Here is a 21,303-nt window from a genome sequence, read left to right on the forward strand (position 1 = left end):
CCAAGGACACGGGCCGAAGTCCGCGCTACAGCGGGCGCAAAGGTACGCCCTAGCTAACCATTTCGCGGGCGGCGGGGTTCATCTCGGTGCTTACTTCCGCCGAGCGCGAAATAGTCAGCAAACCAATGAAGGTAATCAGCCCGTTGAGGATAAGTTTTTCGAAGCCGATTTCGTAGCCGCCGAACCACTCTTTGGAGTTCATCACCAGCACATAGGTAAGGATGGGTGCTAGTACGCACACCAGCGGTACCCACCGATCGGCGGGGCGGCGGCTGGTGTACAGGCCGAAGGCGTAAAGGCCCAGCAGCGGCCCGTAGGTGTACCCGGCGGCATCAAACACCGCGGCCACCACGCTTTGGCTATTGATGGCTCGGAACAGCAGAATAATCACAATCAGCACGACCGTAAAGGCCAGGTGCGTGTTGCGGCGCATGGTGTTCTGCTGCGCTTCGGGGTAGCGGCTGATGCCGATGAAATCCACGCAGAAGGAGGTGGTCAGGGCCGTAAGGGCCGAGTCGGCGGAGGCGTAGGTGACGGCAATAATGCCGAGAATGAATACGATGCCGGCAAACAGGCTAAACTGGGTGGTAGCCAGATAAGGGAACACGCGGTCGGTGACCAGCTTGCCGTTGTTGAGCAGCTCGGGTAGTTCGGTGAGCTGTACGCCGCGGGCAGCAGCGAACTGATAGAGCAACACGCCCAGGGCCAGGAACAGCAGGTTTACAAACACCAGCACGATGGAAAACCAGAACATGTTTTTCTGGGCGTCGCGCAGGTTGCGGCAGCTCAGGTTTTTCTGCATAAGGTCCTGATCGAGGCCAGTCATGGTGATGGTGATGAACATGCCCGCCGCGAACAGCTTCCAGAAGTACTTCTTGTCGTTGGGGTCGTCGAAGAACAGCAACTCCGACATCGGGCTGGTACGCACCGTGTCGATCAGCCCGCCCATGCTCAGCTTTAGCTCTTGGCCGATCAGCAGTATGCTCACCACCACGCACAGCAGCATGGCCATGGTCTGGAAAGTGTCGGTCCAGATAATAGTTTTCAGGCCGCCCTTAAAGGTGTAGAGGTAGATCAGCAAAATGCTGACAATCACTGTGACAGAAAACGGTACGCCCAAAGCGTTGAACACGGCTAGCTGCATCACCTCGGCTACGAGGTACAAGCGGAAGCCGGCCCCGATAGCGCGGGACAGCAGGAAGAAAAAGGCGCCGGTTTTGTAACTCCAGTACCCGAAACGCTGCTCCAGGTACGTGTAAATGGAAACCAGATTGAGCCGGTAATACAGCGGCATCAGCACCGTAGCAATGACCACATAGCCGGCCAGATAGCCCGCTACCATGCCCATGTAGCTCCATTGGGCCGTGAGCACCTGCCCCGGAATGGAAATGAACGTGACCCCCGACAGCGAGGTGCCGATCATGCCAAACGCCACCAGATACCATGGCGCGTTGCGGTTGGCAATAAAGAAACTCTCGCTGGTGGCTTTGCGCGAGGTGAGTACCGAAATGATGATCAGAACGGTAAAGTAGCCGGCAATCAGGCTCAGGACGAGCGTGGGGGACATAGGCAGGAAATAAGACGGTAAAGATAATGGTTATGTGAAGCGCAAGAGCCCAAACTTCAGTCCTCAGCATGCCGCTTCCATTCTTATTCCATGCCTGCCAAATCCAGTGGTTGACCCACGGCAGGCACGTGGAGCTGAGCGCTCAGCCAGCCCTCGGCGGCAACCTGCTCCAGCGTGCGAATGGGTTCCGAGGCTGGCTCGTCGGACAGGTCGAAAGTGCCGTAGTGCATTGGGATGAAGTGCCCCGCCCGAAGCTGGTTGCTGACTTTGGCTGCCTCGTTGGGGTTCATGTGGCTGCGGTACATCATGAAGCTAGGCTTGTACGCCCCGATGGGCAGCAGCACGATGTCGAGCGGGCCAAACTGCTCTTCGATCTGGTAGAAGTGCGGCCCCTCGGCCGAATCGCCGCCGAAGTATAGGGTGCGGCCCGTGGCTACTTCGCGCAACAGGAAAGAGCCCCAGAGCACAGTGTTCAGATCACCTACGCCGCGGCGGTGCCAGTGCGCGGCGGGCAGGTAGAAGATTTCCAGCGCGGCATCGGGGCCGAGGTGGAACTGCTGCCACCAGCCGGCTTCCTGGGTGGGCGGCAGCAGGCCGGCCGTGCGCTTAAGCAGGCCGGCCACGCGCAGCGGGCCGAGTACCTGCATCTTGGGGTTTTGCTGAGCCAGTAGTCGGATGGAATCGTCGTCGAGATGGTCGCGGTGACCGTGAGAGAGCAGCAGGTAGTCAATGCCGGTGAGGTCTTGGGGGGCACAGGGGAGGGGGTGACGGCGCTTGATCAGCGGCAAGCTGAACAGGACGGGGTCGAACAAGATGGTGTGGCCGGCCCAGCGCAGCCAGAACGTGGCGTGGCCTAGCCAAATCAGCGTATCGGGGCGGCGCTGAGCCATTACGTCGGTGCAGGGCTGCACGGCGGGCGCCCAGGTGTCCTGCTTTTTTTCCTGCGCCTGCGGGTTCTTTGTCAGCAACTTCCAGCGCAGCACGTCCGAGAACTGGGGCGTGTACAGTTCCTCATTGACGTTGGCAAACTGATTGCCGATCATCAGGTTGCCGGGGTAGTTTTTGCGGATGGTACGGAGCTTATCGTTGCGGACGTGGCGCGAAGCGGGCATAAGAAAGTAGTCAGAAACAGCAGCGGTAAGCCATTACCCAAGCGGGACTTACCTTGTCGGCACAAATAACAACTATCCCCGGCCAATGGCTAAAGCCGAATTTCAAACCTACCAGCAATTTCCCTCCAACGAGGCCGCCCTACCGCTGCTGGCGCTGCTGAACGAGCACGGCATTCCGTACGAAACCAAGTCCGACCGTCCGGCCATCGACCCCAGCTTCGCCTTCAATGCCGTGCACAGTGCTTTTTTGGTGAAGATTCGGCCCGAAGACAAAGTCCGCGTCGACGCTTTGCAGGAAGCCGAAGACCAGCGCCTCGTGGCTGAAATCGATTCGGATCATTACCTCTTCTCCTTCACCGATGCCGAACTGATGGATGTGCTGGTGAAGCGGCAGGAATGGAGCCGCCTGGATGTGCTGCTGGCCGAAAAGCTGCTGCAGGAGCGTGGCCACGCCACCGATGCCGCGGCCATGGCCCAACTGCAGGATTACCAGGAAGCCCAACCGCCCGCGCCGGAAAAAAGTCATACCGGCTGGATTATCGCCGGCTATATCATGGCCTTACTGGGCGGCATAGCCGGCATCCTGATCGGGCTGCACCTGTACGCGCACCGTCGCACCCTGCCCGACGGCCGCCGCGCCCCCGCCTTCTCCGCCTCCGACCGCGTGCACGGCCTCTGGATAGTAGGCCTGGGTACGCTAGCTCTGCTGGGTTGGACGGCCGTGCGCGTGTGGCAGTAGGCAGACATAAGGGAAGAATTATAGCGGATTCACGAACAGTGTAGCCTGTAGCGCGGGCTTCAGCCCGCGTCCACCCGCGCCACTTGGGCATCGTTCAATGCAATCGTCCTGACAAACGCGGGCTGAAGCCCGCGCTACACCGTTCGCGAAACTGCTATAGTATGCCAGCCTATTGTTCGGTAAGCCAACTAATAATTTGTTTATTTGTGAGTTCTAGTTGCTTGTGGTGCATTGCAAATGCAACCTCTGTTTTTTATAGAATCTAATGCAAAGTGATTTAAATGAAAATAATGTTTGATATTTTAGTATGGATTAATTTTTATATCTATGCAGTTTATAAGTTTAGAGATGATTACCCTGAAGTATATTCATTGATGGGTAGTGCAGCGTTGCTGACTTTTAATTTGCTTATGAGCTTAATATTTCTGGAGTATTTCAGTGAGGCTACTATACCAGTATCTTTTATTTCACTTCTCTTCTTTGTGTGTATAGTGGTAGTAATGTATTTATCGATCTATAGAAATCAGAGATATTTGACATTGTTTCAAGCTTGTGAAGCTAGACACAAAACAAATTATATTTATATTTTTGTATCGTATTTTGTTCTTAGCTTGTTGTATATAATATTAGGTATAATTTGGATTAGGTTCAAAAAATTTGGTTGGGGAAATATTTGATATAATTGTTTGTGGTATTATTAAGCGTGGTATATAAAGTGTTTATCGATTTTTGACCTTGGCCCTATACCTGCGCACCAGCCATGCCACGCCCGCAAGGCACAGTGTAAACCACGCCCACGGCAGCCGCAAATCCAGTACTGATAACGCCCCGAAAATGATAGTCGAAGTAAAGCTGGCCAAGCCTTGCACGGCTTGGTTTAGGCCGAATATCTCGCCGCGGTCTTCATCGGTGGTGCGCTGGGCGAGCAGGCCTTCCAGCAAGCCCGGAATTAGGGAAAGCGTGAGGCAGTCGAATACTACGATAATGAACAGCGCCGTGCGGGAACTGCCCACCAAACCGTAAGCGGCCAGCACCGGCAAACCTAGCAGCGAGAGCCAGAAGATGGCGCGGCGCTGGTTGATGCGGTCGGCTAGGAATGTGAAAAACAAGTAGTTGATGCCGATGCTCAGCGTGCCGAAAAACATAAAGAAATAGGCAATGCCACGCGCGTCCATCTGCAGCTCGCTTAGGCTGGCATAGGGCACAAAATAGAAGTAGTAGCCGGTGCTGAGCGTGAGCAGGGCCTGCGTCCGAACGAGCTGAAGCAGGCCGGGATGAGTCTGGTTTTTGGCTTGGAGCCGACGCCAGATGGTGGGCAGATTTAGCGCTTCGCGCACGGAACTGCGTAGCTCCATAGGCGTTACGCCGGTGCGCTGCCCATGCGTTTCGCGCAGCAGCAGGCTCAGGCCGATGTTGGCTGCTGCCAGCGCTACGCCCATGCCCACCACGTAGCGTACCTGCAAGTGCGGCGGCACATTGGCGAAGGTGAGCAGCAAGCCGGCCGCCATCGGCCCGATGACAAAGCCCAACGACACGATGGCCCCCTCCAAGCCCAGGTTGCGAAACAGCCGTTCGGGCGGGGAAAGGTCGGTAATGGCCGAGCGGATGGTAGAGTACATGCCGTTGGTCAGACCATCAGAAGTCCGGTTGGCGAAGTACAACCCGGCCCGCACCGGCAGCAGCAGGCAGTTGGCCAGCAAAGTGCCCACGGCCGACAGGATGAGGATGGGCCGCCGGCCGTAGCCATCGGAAAGCTTGCCAAGCAGCGGCGCCGAAAACAGCTGCACCCCCAGAAACAGCCCCGTACCCACCGATAGCCACAACTGCGGCTGCCGCAGCCCGCGCACAAACTCCGGCATGACCGGCCCGATGGCCGAGCCCGCAATGACATCAATCAGAATGATGGCATATACCAGCAGCAGGCGACGATCGAGCGGGGGCATGGGTGCTAAAGGACAAATAAATAAGAGGATTATCAGCAAGTACGGCTCGCGGTAGGCCGTGCGGGTGTTCAAGGTGCAGGGTAACGATACTAACTCCTTAAAAAGGACCGTCTTGTGCAGCGGCAGCTGGCAGTAGTACTACGCTGACCTTGGCGTGTTAAAGGTATTCGCCGATTTGACTTGCTTTACACGTTAACACCACGACGGGCGCCTACTACTGCAGTAGGCGCCCGTCGTGGTGTTGAATGCTATTCAAACAACTGCTTTGCCAGGTACATGGTGACGGTACGGTACAGCAGCCAAGCCAAAACCCCCATGAGCCACGGCCACCGAACCAGAAGCTTACCCAATGCATAAAACCCCTGAATTGGCCAAAGAAAGAGAGCTTCTATTATCCGTTGTTTGATGTTCGGTTTAATGTGCGGCCATGCGCGGCCCAACGTCAATAACTCCTGGCGCGTAGCTTCATCCGCAGAGTACAGCAAGATCTTCTCATGAATTTGCTTGGCTGTGTCAGGCGGTACTTGGTCTCGCACTACCAGTGAAACGTCCTGCACAAGACTATCTATCAGCTGCCAGTCAGCCCCGTCGATGGCGTCGGTCTGACGAGGGTAGTTATAGCGCACCCATAAGTCAGAGTCGCCCGAGTAAAACCGGTAAACCTTGAGCTTATCTAGCGTAATCATAAGCAAAAGAGGTCGACAAAATTATGTTTCGGTTCACCTGTGGCCACACTGGTGGGTTGACGGCAGCAAGTCAACACTACTTGACCTTCGAACCCAGCCAAGCTGCCCGAAACGCGAGCTGTTCGGGTGCGGGCTGCTGGCCGGCCTGCTCAGCGGGTACTACCTCCAGCGTGGGCGCAGCCGAGAGGGCTACCTGTACGGTACGCACCTGGCCGCGCGAACGGAATTCCAGCGGCACCGTGTCGCCGGGCTTGTGCTTTTTGAGGATGCCGGCCAGGGTTTTCTCGTTCTTCAGCTCCTTGCCGTCCAGCTTCAGAATCTGGTCGTCGCGGTCGAGGCCGGCTTGGTAAAGCGGCGTGCCGATGAGCGTGTTGTAGCTTACCACGAAGCGCCCATCCACAAAAGCCACCTGACCTGGCATGCCTAGCGTGGGTGCGTTGGGGCGGGCCGGTCGTACCACGAAGCCGGCCGGGGCTAGTAGGGCGGCGTAATCGTGGGGTGTCGCATTGTAGATGTGCTGGCGGAAAAATTGCCCGGCAAAGGCCGTGTCGCCGCTTACCTGGCCCAGCACGCGCTGCAGCTCCGCTACCGTGTAAGGGCGCTCCGGGGCGAAGTTGGCCTGAGCCTTGCCGTGCTGTGCCCACACGGCGCGCATGTACGCATCGAGGTCGGTGCGGAACCGGTGGCGCAGCATCAGGTCCAGCGCCAGGGCATTGGCGCCGCCCACGTAGTAGTAGGACTGGTAAGTATTGGGCCGGTTGGAGGGGTCGATGGACTTGGCCGCATCCACGAACGGCGCCTGCTGGCTCATGTACACCGCGCCGTAGCGCTGGGCACCCGGCGCCTGCATGGAGTTGACGAGCCCGTTCAAAGCCTCCTGGCAGTACTGCGCATCGGTGGCGTAAGCACCGGAGCGGCGCAGCAGCAGCTCGCCGTAATACTGGGTGAAGCCCTCGGCAAACCACAGTCCTTCGCTCATATTGGCCCGCTCGAAGTCAAACGGCTCCAAATCCCGCGGGCGGATGCGCTCCACGTTCCAGGCGTGGAAAAACTCGTGTGAAACGGTGCCCAAGTTGTCCAGCATGCCCGGGCCGCTCAACGAACGGGGAGCGGTGAGGGAGGTGGAGTTGCGGTGCTCCATACCGTCGCCACTGGCCTGGGGTAGGTAGTTGGCAATGAAGGTATAGCGGCCGAAGTCGTACTGCGGTAAGCCGCCAAACACGGCGGCGGCTTCCTTCACCACTTTTTTTGTCAGGTCGGTGTAGCGGTCCAGGTCGGCCACCGAGCCGTTGTGGAGCACCTGCAGCTCAATGGTGCGGTCGGCTTCCTGCCAGCGACGTACCTGGTGCGCGCCGAGCGAGGTGGGGCTGTCCATGAAGTACTGCAAGTGCGGCGCCCGCCACACTCCGCGCACCGAATCCTGCTGCAGCTGCGAGGCCACGCGCCAACCCGGCCGCAGCTCGAAGCGCACTTCCACCGGCCGCTGATCGAGGCCGCGGGCGAAGGCAAACGTGGCCGGAATGTTCAGGTGCGCATGCTGCTCATCGATGCCCGCGTAGGTGCCGTCGGTTCGGTCGCCGTAAAGCGTATAGCTGAAGCGCACCGTGCCATCGGGACCGGGCGTCACGTCCCAGCCGTAAGGATCGGGGCGAGTGATGGGCAGTGGCTTGCCCTGGCCGTTGGTAGCGCGCACGTCGTACACGTTCTTGGCAAATTCGTGCAGGGCATAGCGGCCCGGTGAGGAGCGAGCCATGCGCACGCGCAGCGGCTGGTCCGTTGGCACCTGGCTGAAAATAGCCACCACCTGGGCCTCGTGGTGCACGGCATTGGGGAAGCTGATGGAGTAGCGCACGGGCTCCTGAGCCTGGGCGGCCAGCGGAGCCGACAGCAGCACAAGGCCCAGCGCCGACTGGGCAATAAATGAACGCAGCATAAAGTAGAGTAGGGGAAGGCTCGAAAGTACGCAGCCGCCGCCCAATGTGCGGCAAAGCCGAGACACAGCTTTTGAGCTAGAGCTATATCTAGTTTCCCACCTCAAATGAGGAGGGCATGAGGGGTTGACTACCCCTCATGCCCTCCGCTCAACAAAAATCTAACTGCCATCCTTGCGAGACAAAGCACCCTTTGGTGCTACCTCGGGCGGACGGCAATACACGGCTGCTTCCACTAGCCCGCTGGCCCATTGCTGCTGCCATTCGGGCTGCTTGCCCACCTTCGCCAAGGCCGCCGGAATATTGGGTAGGCGCCGGCCAGTCACGCCGGAGGTCAGCCGGAAGAAGAAGTACATCAGCCAGTGCAGCAGGCGCTGCCACTGGCGGCGCGGCGGAGCAAAGTCTGCCACCAGCCAGCGGGTGTCGGGCGAAGTGTTACGGTTGAGCTTGTTGACCAGGTCCGCCAGTTCGCCGTCCGTAAAAAGGTCGAACAGAAAAAATGCCACCACCGCGTCGAACTGCTCGTTGGCCCGCAACGAGCTTTCGGTGCCGTGCCGGAACGTGATGCGCCGCCCCGAGCCGGGCAGTTGCTCCCGCACTAGCTCCTGCGCGTGCTCCAGCATATGGGCCGATGCTTCCAGGTACAACACCTCAGCCGTGGGCCGCAGCCGCAGCAGTTCGGGCAGCACCTGCCCCGTGCCGCCGCCGATAAACAGCACCCGCGGGGAGCCCGGCGGCAGGCCCGCCGCCAGCGTCGCATGCTGAGCCCGCAGCAGCCGTCGGCCAAACACCAACCGGGCCAACGAATCGTAAAATCCAGCTACGTTATCAAAATTGGGGGCTGACACGGCGGCATCGGGCTAAATCTTCGCAACATACGCAACCGGTTGCGCTTGGGGCCATATCCTTAGCCCGGCCGTTTGCGTTTTGTCAGCAGCCACCATCCCTGCGCCTTGCATGACCAGTCAATTGCGCCGCCTCATTGCCGGGGCCGCTCTCTTCATCACCGAATTTGCCCTGATTCTGCTCATCGGCACCGTCGGGGTGGTGGTGTTCCTGCTCTTGGGGCGGCAAGTACTGGGCGATGGGCAGCTTGATTTTGATGAATCGGCTTTCGCTTGGTCGCACGATTTTCTGGGCAAAGACAACATCGACTTCGTCAACGTGATGACGTTTATGGCCTCGCGTAACTTCATCGTGGTGGCGGCCCTTGGCCTGATTGGCTACTTTCTGCTGGTGCGGCAGCACCGCTGGTACTCACTCAAGGTGCCAGTAGTAGCCTTGGGCAGCATCAGCCTGAATCTACTGCTGAAAGCGTTCTACAACCGGCCCCGCCCGGTGCTGCCGCTTACCTCGGCTTCGGGCCTGAGCTTTCCCAGCGGGCACGCCATGATTTCGGCCTCCTTCTACGGCCTGCTGATTTATCTGGTGTGGCGGCACGTGCCCAGCCGCGGGGGGCGCTGGCTACTCACAGCCCTGCTTTCAATGCTTATCTTGCTCATCGGACTGACGCGGGTATATCTGCGCGTGCACTATGCTTCCGATGTATTGGCAGGCTTCGCGGCCGGGTTTCTATGGCTGCTCCTAGCCATTCCGCTGCTGAATAGGCTCGAGGAACTCATCAAAGTCCGCGTGCGCAGCACCCCGTCCAGCCAAACCATCTTGCCGGAGTGAAATTTTTACGGCTGATACTCAGTGGTGAATTACCGCTGGGTTAACTTTTTTTAGCCCTGGACTTGACAACTTCCCCCGGCTTGCCCTACTTTTGTACCACGTTTCGCTTCTGACCTACCAGCGGAGGCAAATTAGAAACGACAAGTTGCGCTTGTGGCGAAATTGGTAGACGCGCTGTCTTCAGGCGGCAGTTCCGAAAGGTGTGAGAGTTCGAGTCTCTCCGAGCGCACCACTAGAAAGCCGGTTCCGAAAGGGCCGGCTTTCTTATTTCCAGCCCGTACAGTAAAACCAATCGGAAGCCCAAGCCGCAATCATTTTGAGCATTGACTTTTGATAGTGATGCGTTTCGGCTAGGCAGCAACCGTATCGGAAACGGTAGCTTACTAGCCCCTTAGCTGCTTTGCATGAATCGACTTGCGCGCTTTTTTGTCCGCCTTATCGGACAGCTGTCGGCTGAGTTACTGCTGCTTGGCGGCGCCTTTGCCCTGTCGTTTCTGACGTTTCTGTACCTGACCAAACTGGTCTTTCTCGACGGCCCGGAACGCTTCGATGAAGCAGCTTTTGCGGCCTGCGACGCCCTGCGGGCCGCCGTGCCGGGCCTCACCGCTTGGGTGCTGCGCATTACATTGTTTGGCTCGGCGCTGTGGTTTGTCATTGCCGGGCTGTCGTTGCCGGGGTTGCTGTGGTGGCGTGGGGGGCGGCGCGAAGCAGTGGAAGTGTTTGCCACGGTGGGTGGAGCTGCGCTTCTGAATCAGGCCTTGAAAGGGGCGTTTGGGCGGGTAAGGCCGCTTACCTCGCTTATTTATCAGCCCGGATTGAGCTTTCCCAGCGGCCACGCCATGATCGGGCTGGCGCTGTACGGCATGCTGGCATGGCAGCTGTGGCGCCACGGGCGGCATCAGTTCTGGGCGGCGGCGCTGCTGCTCTGGGCATTGCTGATCGGTGCTACGCGCGTGTATCTGCACGTACACTACGCCACCGATGTGCTGGCCGGCTTTGCTGCGGCCATTGTGTGGGTGGTGCTGGTACACCTGACGGTGCGGCACCGGCTCAAGCGGGATTAAAAGCGCCGGGGTTAGAATAGAATTCCAGCCCCGGCGCTTAATAGGTTGAGAGTTTGCTTGCTAATTCAGTTTCACCTTCACCCGCAGGGCTAGCAGGCCTTTTACACCTTGTAGCTCCTCTAGTTCCAACTCTTCCACTTCCTGCTCCAGCAGGCCGCGGTCTTGCAAGTAATCTACGTACTCGTGGTATTCGGTGGCTTCGCGGGTTTGGGCGTACACCAAGGCAATGTGCCCAGGCTGCGTCAGCCGTTCACCCGTGCCCAGTACTGTGGCTTTATCAATGCGCTTCTTGATGATTTCGTAGCGGATATTGTAGGCTCCGTCCACGTCGAACTGGCGCTCATCGGTGCGGAAACGAATGCTCAGCGGCTGGCTGTGAATCAGCACGAGCTGGGTGGTTTCCAGGGGTACAGGGAGGGTAGGCTTGAGCCGGTGCGTGAGGCGGGCCACTTCGCAGCTTACCAGCAACTGCCACAGCCGCAGGTTTTTCAGGAAAATGAGGTCGAATGGCTTTTCGTGTACCAGCGAAGCGCCAATGTAGATGTTGTACTCCACGCCATCGGTTTTGAAGCGCTGGAAGTAGTGCGGAAACATCTGCTGCGCCCGCCGATTTTCCTCATCCAGGTAGTCGCCCACAGCGTCGTTTAGCAGGGTGAGGCTCTGCTCGAAGTTGCGGCGGCGTTTGTACAGAATGCCCAACTCGGGGTCGATATTCGACCAGTACTCACTGATGACGGCCCGCAGCTCCGGCGTGTGCTGCGCCAGGTACTCAAACAGCGGCTCCACCTCGGTTTTGAGCGACTCCAAAATGCTTACCTCGTCACCAGACAAAATCCCCTGGCGCAAGCGGCGCAGGTTTTTGCTGACGTAGAACTTCAGCTCGTCCAGAATGGGCAGCGCCTGGTACTCGGTAGCTTTTTTGAGCACGCGGTTGGCCAGCGTCAGGTGCTCCACTAGGTCGCCCTGGATAGCTTGGTTACGAGCCGTACTGGAGCCGCGCACATCGGAAGAGCCGTAGAGCGGGTACACATCGTGAAACACGATGGGCTCCATTTCCGCGTTTTTATTGCCCTCATCGATTTTCTCCAGCAGGTTCAGGGCGGCGTCGGTAAAGCGCCACTCCAGGCTAGGATGGATGGCCGTGAATTTCTCCTTGACGATGGCCTGCACACGGGTCTGAATTTCCTCGGCGTTGCGCTTTACGGCCACCGCAAACAGTGGCAAAAACGCGTTGACGTTGTCGAGGGCAAACTCATCTAGGTCGCCGGGATTGGGCGAGCCAAGCTCCAAGAGGCCCACGGCATCATCGCCATAGGGAAGTAGGGCCAGAATGGCTGAGCGAATACCGATGCTGGTTAGCTGCTCGCGTAGGTCCTCGGGAATATCGGCCGTGGTGACGTCTTCCAGCACCAGCGGGCGGCGCTGCTGCGTCACTTGCGCGTACACGCGGCGGAACCCCGAGCTGGCATCCTGGCGCTGCAACTGCTTCATCAGAAAGCTGTGGTTGATCTTCCGCCCGAAGTCCACAAAAGCTTTTTTCTTGTCGTCGTAGGCCGCGATGCCGAGCTGCAGAAACGGCCGCTCGAAAAGCACGCGCAGTTTCTCCTGAATCTGCTCCAAGCGGTCGGAGGCTTGTAGCACGTCGCGCTCCAGCAGGTCGTACTTCAGCTCCGACAGGATTTCCTGGCGCGTCACGTCGGTGAGCTGCAGCAGGTGAAAGCCTTCGAGTACAAAGTTTTCGGGCGGCAGCAGCTCCCGCCACAGCTCGATCTGGGAGGGGCGCCGGCGCAGGTCGGCCAGTTGTTCGGCCGTGAGGTCGGGCCGCTCGCCTACCACCCGGATGTTTAAGAATTCTGAGTTAAACACCACATTGTAGTGCCGGTACAGCCCGATGCGGTAGTCAGGTACGGTAAAGACGATGGTACCGGCATCGGGCAATTCCACGCCGTAGAGCTTCTCCAGAATCTGGGCGTACACCATTTGCACCATGTAGAGCTCCATGGTAACCGAGCTGATGTTCAGCGGCTGCTTGATGCGCTGATCGGAAGTCAGCAGCACCCCGGCAAAGCCTGGGGTATGGTAGAAGCTCTGGCGCTGAAATGGAGGAATGGCACCGATAATGTCTGTTTCGAAAGACGCGGGCGGAAACACGGCCACCATAAGGGCCTGCACCAGTTTCTGGTGAGCCTCCAGCACGGTGGGGTCGGCTAAAGGCTCGCGCAGTTCGGGCACGCGCTCCACTTCGCGCATGATGCCACGGGCCAACAGGGCCAAGCCGGGATTGGCGTCGTCGATACGCTGCTGCCACCACGCAATGATGGGAGCGAGGCTAAGAGTGGTTTGAAAAAAGAAGACGGGCGCAGGCGCCGTAGAAACGTCGGAAGGAGTAGGCATAGAAACGAGGCCGTGGCAGCAGGACTGCTTGGTGCTGCATTTGCCTAAATACGCAGTTTAGGCTCGTGCGGACGTATCTGATGCCGCCGGCCCGTTACCGCCGCAACGTCGTCACTTTCAGCGAATCGGCACCGGACGCGTCCCTGGCATCGATGCGGGTATTGTCGAGGTAAAAAATCTTGCTGAGGTTCTGGTAGCACACGCAGCAAGCGTCGCTTTCCAAGGTGCCCCGAACATCAATGGCGCCGATGTAGTAGCGCCGCAGCGGCGGCTGGCCACGCCGGTTGCCGGGCACGATGATGGCGTAGCGGTAACCGCCGAGCTTGCGGCCGCCGCGCGCAGCAAAAGGTTCGGTGTTGTCGATGACGACGGGCGTCGTAAACAAAACGTCGCGCGGCCGCGTGGGGCGCGCTACGCGCACGGTGTCGGGCCGGCGGCCCGCCGAATTGACTGCGGCCGCAATAGAGTCTTCGCGGTTGGGGTAACGAACGAGGATGATTGTATCGATCTGTGATGCCCGAAAGCCTGTACCACCAGTGGAATCAGAGCTAAAGCGGAAAGCCAGCGCATCGGCCCGGTAATCCCGGCAGTCGCAGATATTGGAGCCGCAGCAGCCTGTTAGGAGTACAGCCGACAGCAGCGGCACCAGAAGCATTAGTAGCGGACGTAGCATAGTGCGAAGGTAACGCCTGAGGCGTGGCTGCTAGTACCCGCCACGTATATCTGGCCACAAAGCAAAAAGGCCGGCCACAGGGGCCGGCCTTTAAGGCAGCAGTGCCTACTGTCTTATTCCTTCACAAAGCGGCGGGTTTCGGTGTTGCCCTTGCTGGTGATTTTGTAGAAGTAAGTACCACGGTTAAGGTCCGACAAGTTTACCTCGAGTGCCTGGCCACCTTTGTCCTGCTTGGCTTCAAAGATGGTACGCAGGGTTTTGCCGCGTTCGTCGAGCAGCTCCACTTTCACGTTGCCTTCCTTTTTTACCTCGTATTCGAGGCGCTGTGTGCTGCTGGCGGGGTTGGGGTACATGGCGGCGCGGCTGCCACGGTCGGCGCGGTCAGCTTGTGCGGGGGCGTCAGGGTCCATCAGTAGGAAACGTGCCGGGGCGAAGTACTTGTGCCGCTTGGCACCGGCAAAAGCAGATTTGCCCTGCTGGCCGCGCTTCTGCTGCCACTGTTGCATGCGCTGCTTTTGCTCGGGGGAGTCGTTTTTCTCGGCCAACGCCTGCAGGTCAGCCGCCCATTGTTCGCGCTGAGGCTTCACTTCGTCGGCCAGGCTAGTGATTTGAGCATCGTACTTCTGAGCCAACTGCTTTACGTTTTGCATGATGGCCTGGCGCTCGGTGCGCAGTTGCTGCATCTGCTGCTTTTGGGCATCCGTCAGCTCGGGGCGCTGGCCTTGCGGGGTGCCCTCGGGGTGGAAGCTTTGGCGCATGGTCTTGCCCTTTTCACGCAAGGCTTTAAGCTGAGCACGGTAGGTGTTGAGTTGGGCCTTGTCAGCGGTGCTGAGCTGGGCTTCCAGCTTCTGGCGCTGCTGGCGCACCACGGGCAACACATTTTGCTGCAGGTAGGCACGTACTTCGGGGTTGCCTTTGTGGCCGCGGCCGCGGTGGCCACCGTGCTGGTCAGCCGCGAAGGCATCCGGGCCTTGAAGCAGCGCCGAAGCAAAGCTCGGGGCAAGCGGCATCAAAGCAAACGAAAATGCCATGGCTTTGAGGATGGGGCTGGTTTTCATCTTGTTTATGTGAGCAGGTTGGAAGTTTACTTTCTGCTCTCATAGATGAGGGCTGCGGGTAGTGGTTTAATCTAGCTCTTTGGTTTTTTAATAGCTGCTGCTAGCTAAGATAGATGCACTCGTAGCTCCAGTGCCGCAGTTTGGATGCGCCTCTACTTTTGCGCTACATGGCAAGTATGTTGCTCGGCCTTCCCTTTTTCTATACTGAGGCCTGTATAGCTAGCGCCGACTGCTGCACGGAGTAGCTCGTAGCCTTTTCTATTTAGGCCGGAGGGTCATCAAGCGCCAGTATCCTTGCGACACCATGGAAGCCATGCTGTTTGTCATCGCGCCGAGATTCTCTAAAGCGGAATTAAGCATCGTGGATTTATCGGGGTGTTTGTTAACTACACATTCACAGGTAATTGATTTTGCGAAAGGCCGTTGTGTCTGTTGATATGGGTATGTAGAATAAAGCCGCCCCCACTGCATGATGCAGTGGGGGCGGTTACTAAAAGCTACCTAGTAATTTGATAAGGCGGCTTATCTGAATGTGTCCTTCGTGTCGACAATCTTCACCTCGGTCACGTTCACCTTGAACTTGGCCACTTCATCGTCCTCAGCCAGCACTTCCTTGGGCAGGCCTTCGCGCACCACTTTGGCGTAGCTCATGGGCGAGGGCGTGTTGTTCTTGAGTACGTCGGCTAGGGGCTGGGCTTCGCTGTCGTCGGTAACAATGGTGACGTACATGTTTTGCGTCTGCCAATGCTTTTTAATGGCCTTGTTCACGTCAGCGAGGGTGAGCTTGGCGAGTTGGGCGTCCACTTCCTGCAGCCAGTCTTTGCGGCCGTAGAACTTGGAGTCGAGCAGGAAGCCGAGCTGCTTGGCGGGCGTCATGCCGTAGAGCTTGGTGTAGGAGCGCAGGAAGGTGCGCGTTAGTTCGAAGTCTTCCTTGCTCATGCCCTTGTTCACCAGCTGATCCATCTCGCGCAGGGCCAGGCGGAAGGCGAAGGGTGCGTGGCCCACTTTCAGGTCGCCCAGCTCGGTAGGGTACTGCTTGCGCAGGCCTTCGGCAATCTGTACCGGCCGAATCCAAAGGCTGGCATAGTTGGCCTGGCGCGGCACGCCGGGTACGGGCAGCATATTGGAGCCACCGGCCTCGTACCACTCGATGTAGCTGTAGTCGCCGTAGTTCATCGAGCGTGTAGTGCGGATCTTATCGTAGAGCTTACCGTAGCTCTTGCGGTGCTCCCCGAGGTAGGAATTGGCTACCATCAGGGCTGCGAAGTCGTCTTTGGCGCGGGTGGTTTGGATGGGAAAACCGGCATACACGGCCGAACCAAGCGCATCTGACTTGGTCACGATTTCAACCTGGACGCCTTTGGGCTTGGTCACTTTAGGCACAGCAGGCTTCACAGTTGCTTGCGGCAGCGTATTCATGTCCTTCTGCAACTGTTGCACAAAGGCGGCGGGGTAGTTGCCGGCCAGCCCGATGGTCAAGTTGTTGTTGCCGTACGCCCGGGCATAGTGCTGCTTCACATCATCGAGTGTGATGCTCTTCACACCAGCCGCCGTGCCGCGCGTCATGTGCTGGTAGCGGGTGCTGCGGAACAGCTGGTCTTCCAGCGCAAACTTACTGTAGTCTTCATCGGAAGAAGCCCGGATAACCTGCTCCACGTAGTTGAGCTGGTTGGACTTGAGGCGGTTGAAGTCGGCTTCAGTAAACGAGGGCGTCTGGATCAGGCCTTTCAAGACAGGGTAAAACTTGTCCAGATGGTCGCGGTGCACCTCAAAGGAGAAGGTGGTTACTTCTTTATCGGTGCTGGCACCGTAGCGTGCGGCCATGGGGTAGATCAGATCCTTGATCTGGGCCGAAGTGAGGGCTTTGGTGCCGCCTTCGGTCATGAGTTGGGCCGTAAGGTAGCTTAGGCCTTCCTTGCCTTTGGGGTCGGAGGCCGAGCCGTTGTTGAAGCGCAACATCACCACCACTTTGGCAGAGTTGGGCTGGCGCAGCTCGACCACATCGAGGGCGGAGGCGGGCAGGATTGGAAGCGTAGCCGCGCCAAGCAGCAGAAAGGAGGCGCGGAGAAGTATATGTTTCATTAGAGAAGTCGAAGGATGAAGCGCGCAGTAGCGCGGCCTTTGTAGGCCGCGTCCCCGGAACGGGAACGTGCGGACGAATGAGTTACTATTGGAGGACGCGGACTTGCAGAGTCGGCGCTACAGTTGGGCTGCTACTGAACGCCGCCGTTTTCTTTCGGGCCGATGGTGCCCACCGTCAGCTTTTCAGGCACGAAGTATTTTTTGGCCACGGCCTGAATGTCGGCGGGTGTTACCTGGTCATAGAGGGCCATGTAGCGGTTGATGGACTGCACGTCGCCGGTCAGCCAGATAAACTGCGACAGGGTGTTGGCGATGTTGTCGGGCGAGTCGAGACTCATCAGGTTGCCGTACTTCAGTGCCGATTTGGTGTCAGCCAAGCGTTTCGCATCGGCGGGCTTGGTTTTCATTTCCTCTAGGGCCTGCGTGATGCGCTGCTTCACGTACGGAATGTCGTCGGCCTTCACCACCGAGGCACGCACGCCTATGAGCTGCGGGTCGCGGGTGTAATTGGGCGAGCCGCCCACGAAACGCACTTTCTGTTCCTTTACCACCAGTTGCTGGTAGAGGTCGGAATTTTCGGCGAAGAGCATGGTCAGCAGCACGTCCAGGGCGGGCAGGTCCTTGCTTTGGTCCGAAAAGGCAGGGCCTTTGTAGCTTAGGCTGAGGTAGGGCGGGAAATTCGGGTTCTGGATGTGCACGAAGCGAGGGGCCGTCTGCTCGGGCTCGGGCGTCATGTTGGGCACATAAGAGCCGCGCTTCCAGTTGGCGAAATACTTCTGCGCCAGCTGATTTACCTCGGCGGCTTTTACGTCGCCTACTACCAGCAGAGTGGTATACTCGGGGCGGTAGAACCGGTCGAAAAACACTTTCGAGTAGTCATACTGGTTGGGCATGTCCACCACGTCTTTGAAGAAGCCCATGGTGGTGTGCTCGTAAGTGTGCTTGTCGAAGGCGGCGTCCAGGGTCTTCTCGTACAGCTGGGTGTAGAGCGAGGCCGAGTTCTTGGTGTACTCGCCTTTCACGGCACCGGCTTCGGTTTTGAAGTCGTGCTCGGAGTACTTCAAGTTTTGAAAGCGGTCGGCTTCCACCTCAAACATCTTTTCCAGCATGCGGGCGTTGCCGGTCATGTGGTAGATGGTGCGGTCTAGGGAAGTGTTGGCGTTGGCAGCGGCGCCGAGGCTTTTCAGCACCTCGTCGTACTTCTCCTTGGAGTACTTCTCGGTGCCACGGAACATTACGTGCTCGAAGAAGTGCGCGAAGCCGGTTTTGCCGGCCTCTACCTCATCGCGCGAGCCGGCTCGAACTACTAGAAAGAACGAAGCCAAACCAGGCGAATCATAAGGCACGGTCACCACTTTGAGGCCGTTGGGCAGCTGGCTTTGCTCGATGGGGTAGGGGAAAGCAGTGGCCGAGGAAGTTGCCGCCGCGGCTTGCTGCGCTACGGCAGTCGGCGCGGCGGCTCCGAGCAGCATGGCTGCCATGAGCAGCGCCCGAAACGTGTGTTTCATGTGGAAAACAAAGGGTAAGAAAATGAAGAACGCGCCGCCTCGTTGCCGGGGCGGCGCGCCTAAAGAAACGGCAGCGCAATGAAAGTTGCAGTGTACTTTAACCGGCCAGCACAGTTGGCTTAGGCTACGCAAGCAGACTGCTGCGCCAATAATGATGTGTGTTTGCCACTGAGCGGGATGGTATGATGGTGGACAAGTCCAGCGGAATTATGCGGGCAGACTTTTTCTTGAGCGAAGTAAAGGCTGCAGATGTCACATGAAGCCGTAGGCATTCCCTTAGGTCTCTGAATGCAAGGGCCACAGCTAAAGTTACCGAGGGCTAAGTTGCGCCGTTCGCAGGCTGTGCTTCGGTATCAGGCGGGAATAATCCTTAACGGCACCCGTCCTTAGCAACTCTTCCCGTAGGCGCACCGCATCGGCATCCAATTGCGGCTTTATGTGTGCCAGGGCTTGGCGGAGCGCCGCTACATCGGCCAGGCGTGGCGCTTCGGCCTGCGAATAGCCGTGATACAGCGCCACCCGGATACGCGAAGAGCCTTTGCCCATGTAAGTAGCCAGTTGCTGGCCGTTTGCATCCAGAATGCGCACCTGAGCGGTGAGCTCCGTTTCGTACCATTCCAACGGCACCCCGAGCAACGAGGGCGTCATCATCGTAACCAACTGCAGTAACTGCAGGCCACGACCAGTGCGTTTGGTATTGCTTTCCTGAATCCGCAGCGTGGCAAAGCCGTAACGGGCGGTGTCTTCAGGATCGGAGAGGTTCATGCGTACTTCGCGCTCGAATAGCTTTTCTACGTCGTCGGGTAGCGCATCATCTTCCGAGTTGAGCGCACCCGGGTCTACCACTAGCTCCATCGAGGGCAGTCGATTGGCTAGGGAAGCGCGCGTGGGTTGCGCCAGGATTTTGTCCATTGACTGACAGCTGCTCAGCCCCGCTGCAGAACCCAAGCAAATCAAAAAAATGCAGAGTAAGTGTCGCATTGGGGTGAACTGATACAGGTACTATCTGGCAGGGCCGGGCAGGGAGCAGTTGATTTGAGTAAATGTAGGATAAATATTAAATATTATAGTAATGGTCATATGTTTTCGAATGAAAAATAAAATTTGCTCGATTTTACTGTACGTAGACAAGTTTTGGAGGCTGGGCATACCGCGGCAGGTGAATAGGTAAGCTCAATAGCTTTGTCTAAATCATAACTAGTGATAACCTGTAAAAAGAAGCCGCCCGGACTTTGCTAAAAGTCCGGGCGGCACAGGGCAGAGGTAACAGCACTGGGCTACGGCAACTGACCGTGGGTGGCAGCTACGGCGGCGGAGTCCTCTTCGAACAAATCATCGATGGGCTCACCGTGGTAATCGTCGATGAACTCACCTTCCCAGCGGGCAATAACCGCCGATGCCAGGCAGTTGCCGATTACGTTCACAGCCGTGCGGGCCATGTCCATCAGCGCATCAATGCCCAGGATGATGAACACTGGCCAGGAAGGCAGGTTGAACGAAGCCACCGTGGCCAGCAAAATGACCAAAGAAGCGCGGGGTACGCCAGCTACTCCTTTGGAAGTCAGCATCAGCGTAAACACCATCACCAATTGCTGGCCCAGCGTCAGCTCGATGCCAGCGGCCTGCGCAACAAACACCGCCGCCAACGACAGGTACAGCGTGGTACCATCGAGGTTAAACGAATAGCCCGTAGGCATCACGAAGGCTACCACACGGCGCGGCACCCCAATGCTTTCCATGGCCTCCATGGCCCGGGGCAGCGCTGCTTCCGAAGAAGTGGTAGCGAAGGCAATGCTTACCGGTTCGGCAATGGCCTTCACAAACCGCTTCAGCGGGATGCGCGCCAGCAGGGCCACGGGCAGCAGAATGACAATCAGGAAGGCAATCAGCGCCGCGTACAGCGTCAGCAGCAGCTGGGCTGCGTTGATCAGCGGGGCAAAGCCCATCTTGCCCACGGTGTAGGCAATGGCGCCGCCCACGCCCAGCGGCGCGAAAAACATCACCACGTTGGTGAACTTGAACATAACCTCCGACAGGCTCTCCGACCACTCCACCATGGGCTTGCGGTGCTTCTCCGATACCATGGCCAGGCCGATGGCGAAGATGATGGCAAACACCACCACCTGTAGTACCTGTCCCTCAGCGATGGATTTGGCGATGTTGTCGGGGAAGATGTGCAGAATGATATCCGCCACGCTTTGCTTGGGCGCTGCCGCAATGGTTTCGTTCACGTTATTGCCGGCCCGCGCAGCGGCCAGCACGTCGGGGTCGAGGCGACCGGCCTTCGTGAGGTTGATAGCCGCCAGGCCGATAAACAGGGCAAACGTGGTAACTATCTCAAAGTAGATGAGGGCCTTTACGCCCATGCGGCCTACTTTCTTTAGGTCGGCGTGGCCGGCAATGCCCACCACCAGCGTGGCAAATACCAGCGGCGCAATAATAGTCTTGACGAGGCGCAGGAAGACGTCGGAAAGTACCTTCAGGTTTTGGGCAGGACCCGGAAAGTCAGCCCCCGCCTCGGCCCCTACGAGCATGCTCACCACTATCCAGAAAGTAAGGGAGCGGCGGGCGGCGGCCCAGGTAACAAGAGCCAGCAGGGCAATCCAGCGGGCAGCCAGAGGAACTGCCGATGGCAGGGCTACCAGTCCGTAGTGGGACAGAGCAGTTAGCAAAGCAGCTAGCAGCAGCAGGGCCAGCGCCGGCACGGCAAAGCGCGTCAACTTCATAAGAGCAGGAATGGCAGAAAAAGCTTCGGATGGGATGGACGAAGCTCAGCAAAGATAGCCGATTGAGCCGCAGTGGCCCCGCCAGCCCGCCGCCAATTATGAATTACTGATTAGGACGTGTTAATTTCCCCCGATGCTATCCTGGT

At 58.1% G+C, this 21,303-nt stretch carries 16 protein-coding genes and 1 tRNA gene; 4 read left to right on the plus strand and 13 right to left on the minus strand.

Features of this window, described 5'->3' with window-relative positions:
• Nucleotides 1-49: 49 nt before the first annotated feature.
• Together AC5FXY_RS07950 and AC5FXY_RS07955 are read right to left on the minus strand one after the other, a co-directional pair.
• Nucleotides 50-1,567, minus strand: coding sequence for a sodium:solute symporter (locus AC5FXY_RS07950; RefSeq protein ID WP_493556124.1), 1,518 nt, complete (start codon nucleotides 1,565-1,567; stop codon nucleotides 50-52).
• Between the two features lie 83 nt (nucleotides 1,568-1,650).
• The gene (locus tag AC5FXY_RS07955; protein WP_493556125.1) at nucleotides 1,651-2,679 is read right to left on the minus strand and encodes an MBL fold metallo-hydrolase; all 1,029 of its coding nucleotides are present in this window, start codon (nucleotides 2,677-2,679) and stop codon (nucleotides 1,651-1,653) included.
• An 85-nt stretch (nucleotides 2,680-2,764) separates the two neighbouring features.
• Here AC5FXY_RS07955 and AC5FXY_RS07960 point away from each other — a divergent pair, with 85 nt between their 5' ends.
• The gene (locus AC5FXY_RS07960; RefSeq protein WP_493556126.1) at nucleotides 2,765-3,418 is read left to right on the plus strand and encodes a hypothetical protein; all 654 of its coding nucleotides are present in this window, start codon (nucleotides 2,765-2,767) and stop codon (nucleotides 3,416-3,418) included.
• A gap of 719 nt (nucleotides 3,419-4,137) precedes the next feature.
• On the opposite strand, the gene AC5FXY_RS07965 is transcribed toward AC5FXY_RS07960, so the two are convergent.
• From AC5FXY_RS07965 to AC5FXY_RS07980, 4 genes are all read right to left on the minus strand, one after another.
• Nucleotides 4,138-5,361, minus strand: coding sequence for an MFS transporter (locus tag AC5FXY_RS07965; protein ID WP_493556127.1), 1,224 nt, complete (start codon nucleotides 5,359-5,361; stop codon nucleotides 4,138-4,140).
• A gap of 248 nt (nucleotides 5,362-5,609) precedes the next feature.
• The gene (locus tag AC5FXY_RS07970; protein ID WP_493556128.1) at nucleotides 5,610-6,047 is read right to left on the minus strand and encodes a hypothetical protein; all 438 of its coding nucleotides are present in this window, start codon (nucleotides 6,045-6,047) and stop codon (nucleotides 5,610-5,612) included.
• 76 nt (nucleotides 6,048-6,123) lie between these two features.
• Nucleotides 6,124-7,980 (minus strand): M61 family metallopeptidase, encoded by a 1,857-nt coding sequence (locus tag AC5FXY_RS07975; protein ID WP_493556129.1) that lies wholly within the window; start codon nucleotides 7,978-7,980, stop codon nucleotides 6,124-6,126.
• A 159-nt stretch (nucleotides 7,981-8,139) separates the two neighbouring features.
• Nucleotides 8,140-8,826 carry a class I SAM-dependent methyltransferase gene (locus AC5FXY_RS07980; protein ID WP_493556130.1) on the minus strand — a complete coding sequence of 229 codons (687 nt, stop codon included), beginning with the start codon at nucleotides 8,824-8,826 and terminating at the stop codon, nucleotides 8,140-8,142.
• Nucleotides 8,827-8,935: 109 nt separating this feature from the next.
• Between AC5FXY_RS07980 and AC5FXY_RS07985 the strand changes: the two genes are divergently transcribed.
• The 3 genes from AC5FXY_RS07985 to AC5FXY_RS07995 all read left to right on the plus strand — a co-directional run bounded on the left by AC5FXY_RS07985 (nucleotide 8,936) and on the right by AC5FXY_RS07995 (nucleotide 10,716).
• Nucleotides 8,936-9,652, plus strand: a complete 717-nt coding sequence (locus tag AC5FXY_RS07985) for a phosphatase PAP2 family protein (RefSeq protein WP_493556131.1) — start codon at nucleotides 8,936-8,938, stop codon at nucleotides 9,650-9,652.
• Between the two features lie 147 nt (nucleotides 9,653-9,799).
• Nucleotides 9,800-9,884 (plus strand) — tRNA-Leu (locus tag AC5FXY_RS07990).
• 172 nt (nucleotides 9,885-10,056) lie between these two features.
• Nucleotides 10,057-10,716, plus strand: a complete 660-nt coding sequence (locus AC5FXY_RS07995) for a phosphatase PAP2 family protein (RefSeq protein ID WP_493556132.1) — start codon at nucleotides 10,057-10,059, stop codon at nucleotides 10,714-10,716.
• 60 nt (nucleotides 10,717-10,776) lie between these two features.
• On the opposite strand, the gene AC5FXY_RS08000 is transcribed toward AC5FXY_RS07995, so the two are convergent.
• The 7 genes from AC5FXY_RS08000 to AC5FXY_RS08030 all read right to left on the minus strand — a co-directional run bounded on the left by AC5FXY_RS08000 (nucleotide 10,777) and on the right by AC5FXY_RS08030 (nucleotide 21,157).
• Nucleotides 10,777-13,110, minus strand: coding sequence for a GAF domain-containing protein (locus tag AC5FXY_RS08000; protein WP_493556133.1), 2,334 nt, complete (start codon nucleotides 13,108-13,110; stop codon nucleotides 10,777-10,779).
• A gap of 94 nt (nucleotides 13,111-13,204) precedes the next feature.
• Nucleotides 13,205-13,783 carry a hypothetical protein gene (locus AC5FXY_RS08005; protein ID WP_493556134.1) on the minus strand — a complete coding sequence of 193 codons (579 nt, stop codon included), beginning with the start codon at nucleotides 13,781-13,783 and terminating at the stop codon, nucleotides 13,205-13,207.
• Nucleotides 13,784-13,896: 113 nt separating this feature from the next.
• The gene (locus tag AC5FXY_RS08010) at nucleotides 13,897-14,814 is read right to left on the minus strand and encodes a T9SS type A sorting domain-containing protein (protein WP_493556135.1); all 918 of its coding nucleotides are present in this window, start codon (nucleotides 14,812-14,814) and stop codon (nucleotides 13,897-13,899) included.
• Between the two features lie 549 nt (nucleotides 14,815-15,363).
• Nucleotides 15,364-16,923 carry a M16 family metallopeptidase gene (locus AC5FXY_RS08015; protein ID WP_493556136.1) on the minus strand — a complete coding sequence of 520 codons (1,560 nt, stop codon included), beginning with the start codon at nucleotides 16,921-16,923 and terminating at the stop codon, nucleotides 15,364-15,366.
• Between the two features lie 131 nt (nucleotides 16,924-17,054).
• Entirely contained in the window at nucleotides 17,055-18,431 is a 1,377-nt protein-coding gene (locus AC5FXY_RS08020; RefSeq protein ID WP_493556137.1) for a M16 family metallopeptidase, read from the minus strand.
• A gap of 309 nt (nucleotides 18,432-18,740) precedes the next feature.
• Complete coding sequence (locus AC5FXY_RS08025; protein ID WP_493556138.1) at nucleotides 18,741-19,343, minus strand: hypothetical protein; 603 nt, start codon at nucleotides 19,341-19,343, stop codon at nucleotides 18,741-18,743.
• A gap of 365 nt (nucleotides 19,344-19,708) precedes the next feature.
• Nucleotides 19,709-21,157, minus strand: a complete 1,449-nt coding sequence (locus tag AC5FXY_RS08030; RefSeq protein ID WP_493556139.1) for a dicarboxylate/amino acid:cation symporter — start codon at nucleotides 21,155-21,157, stop codon at nucleotides 19,709-19,711.
• Nucleotides 21,158-21,303: the final 146 nt, after the last annotated feature.

The organism is Hymenobacter sp. FMD4, assembly GCF_058932745.1.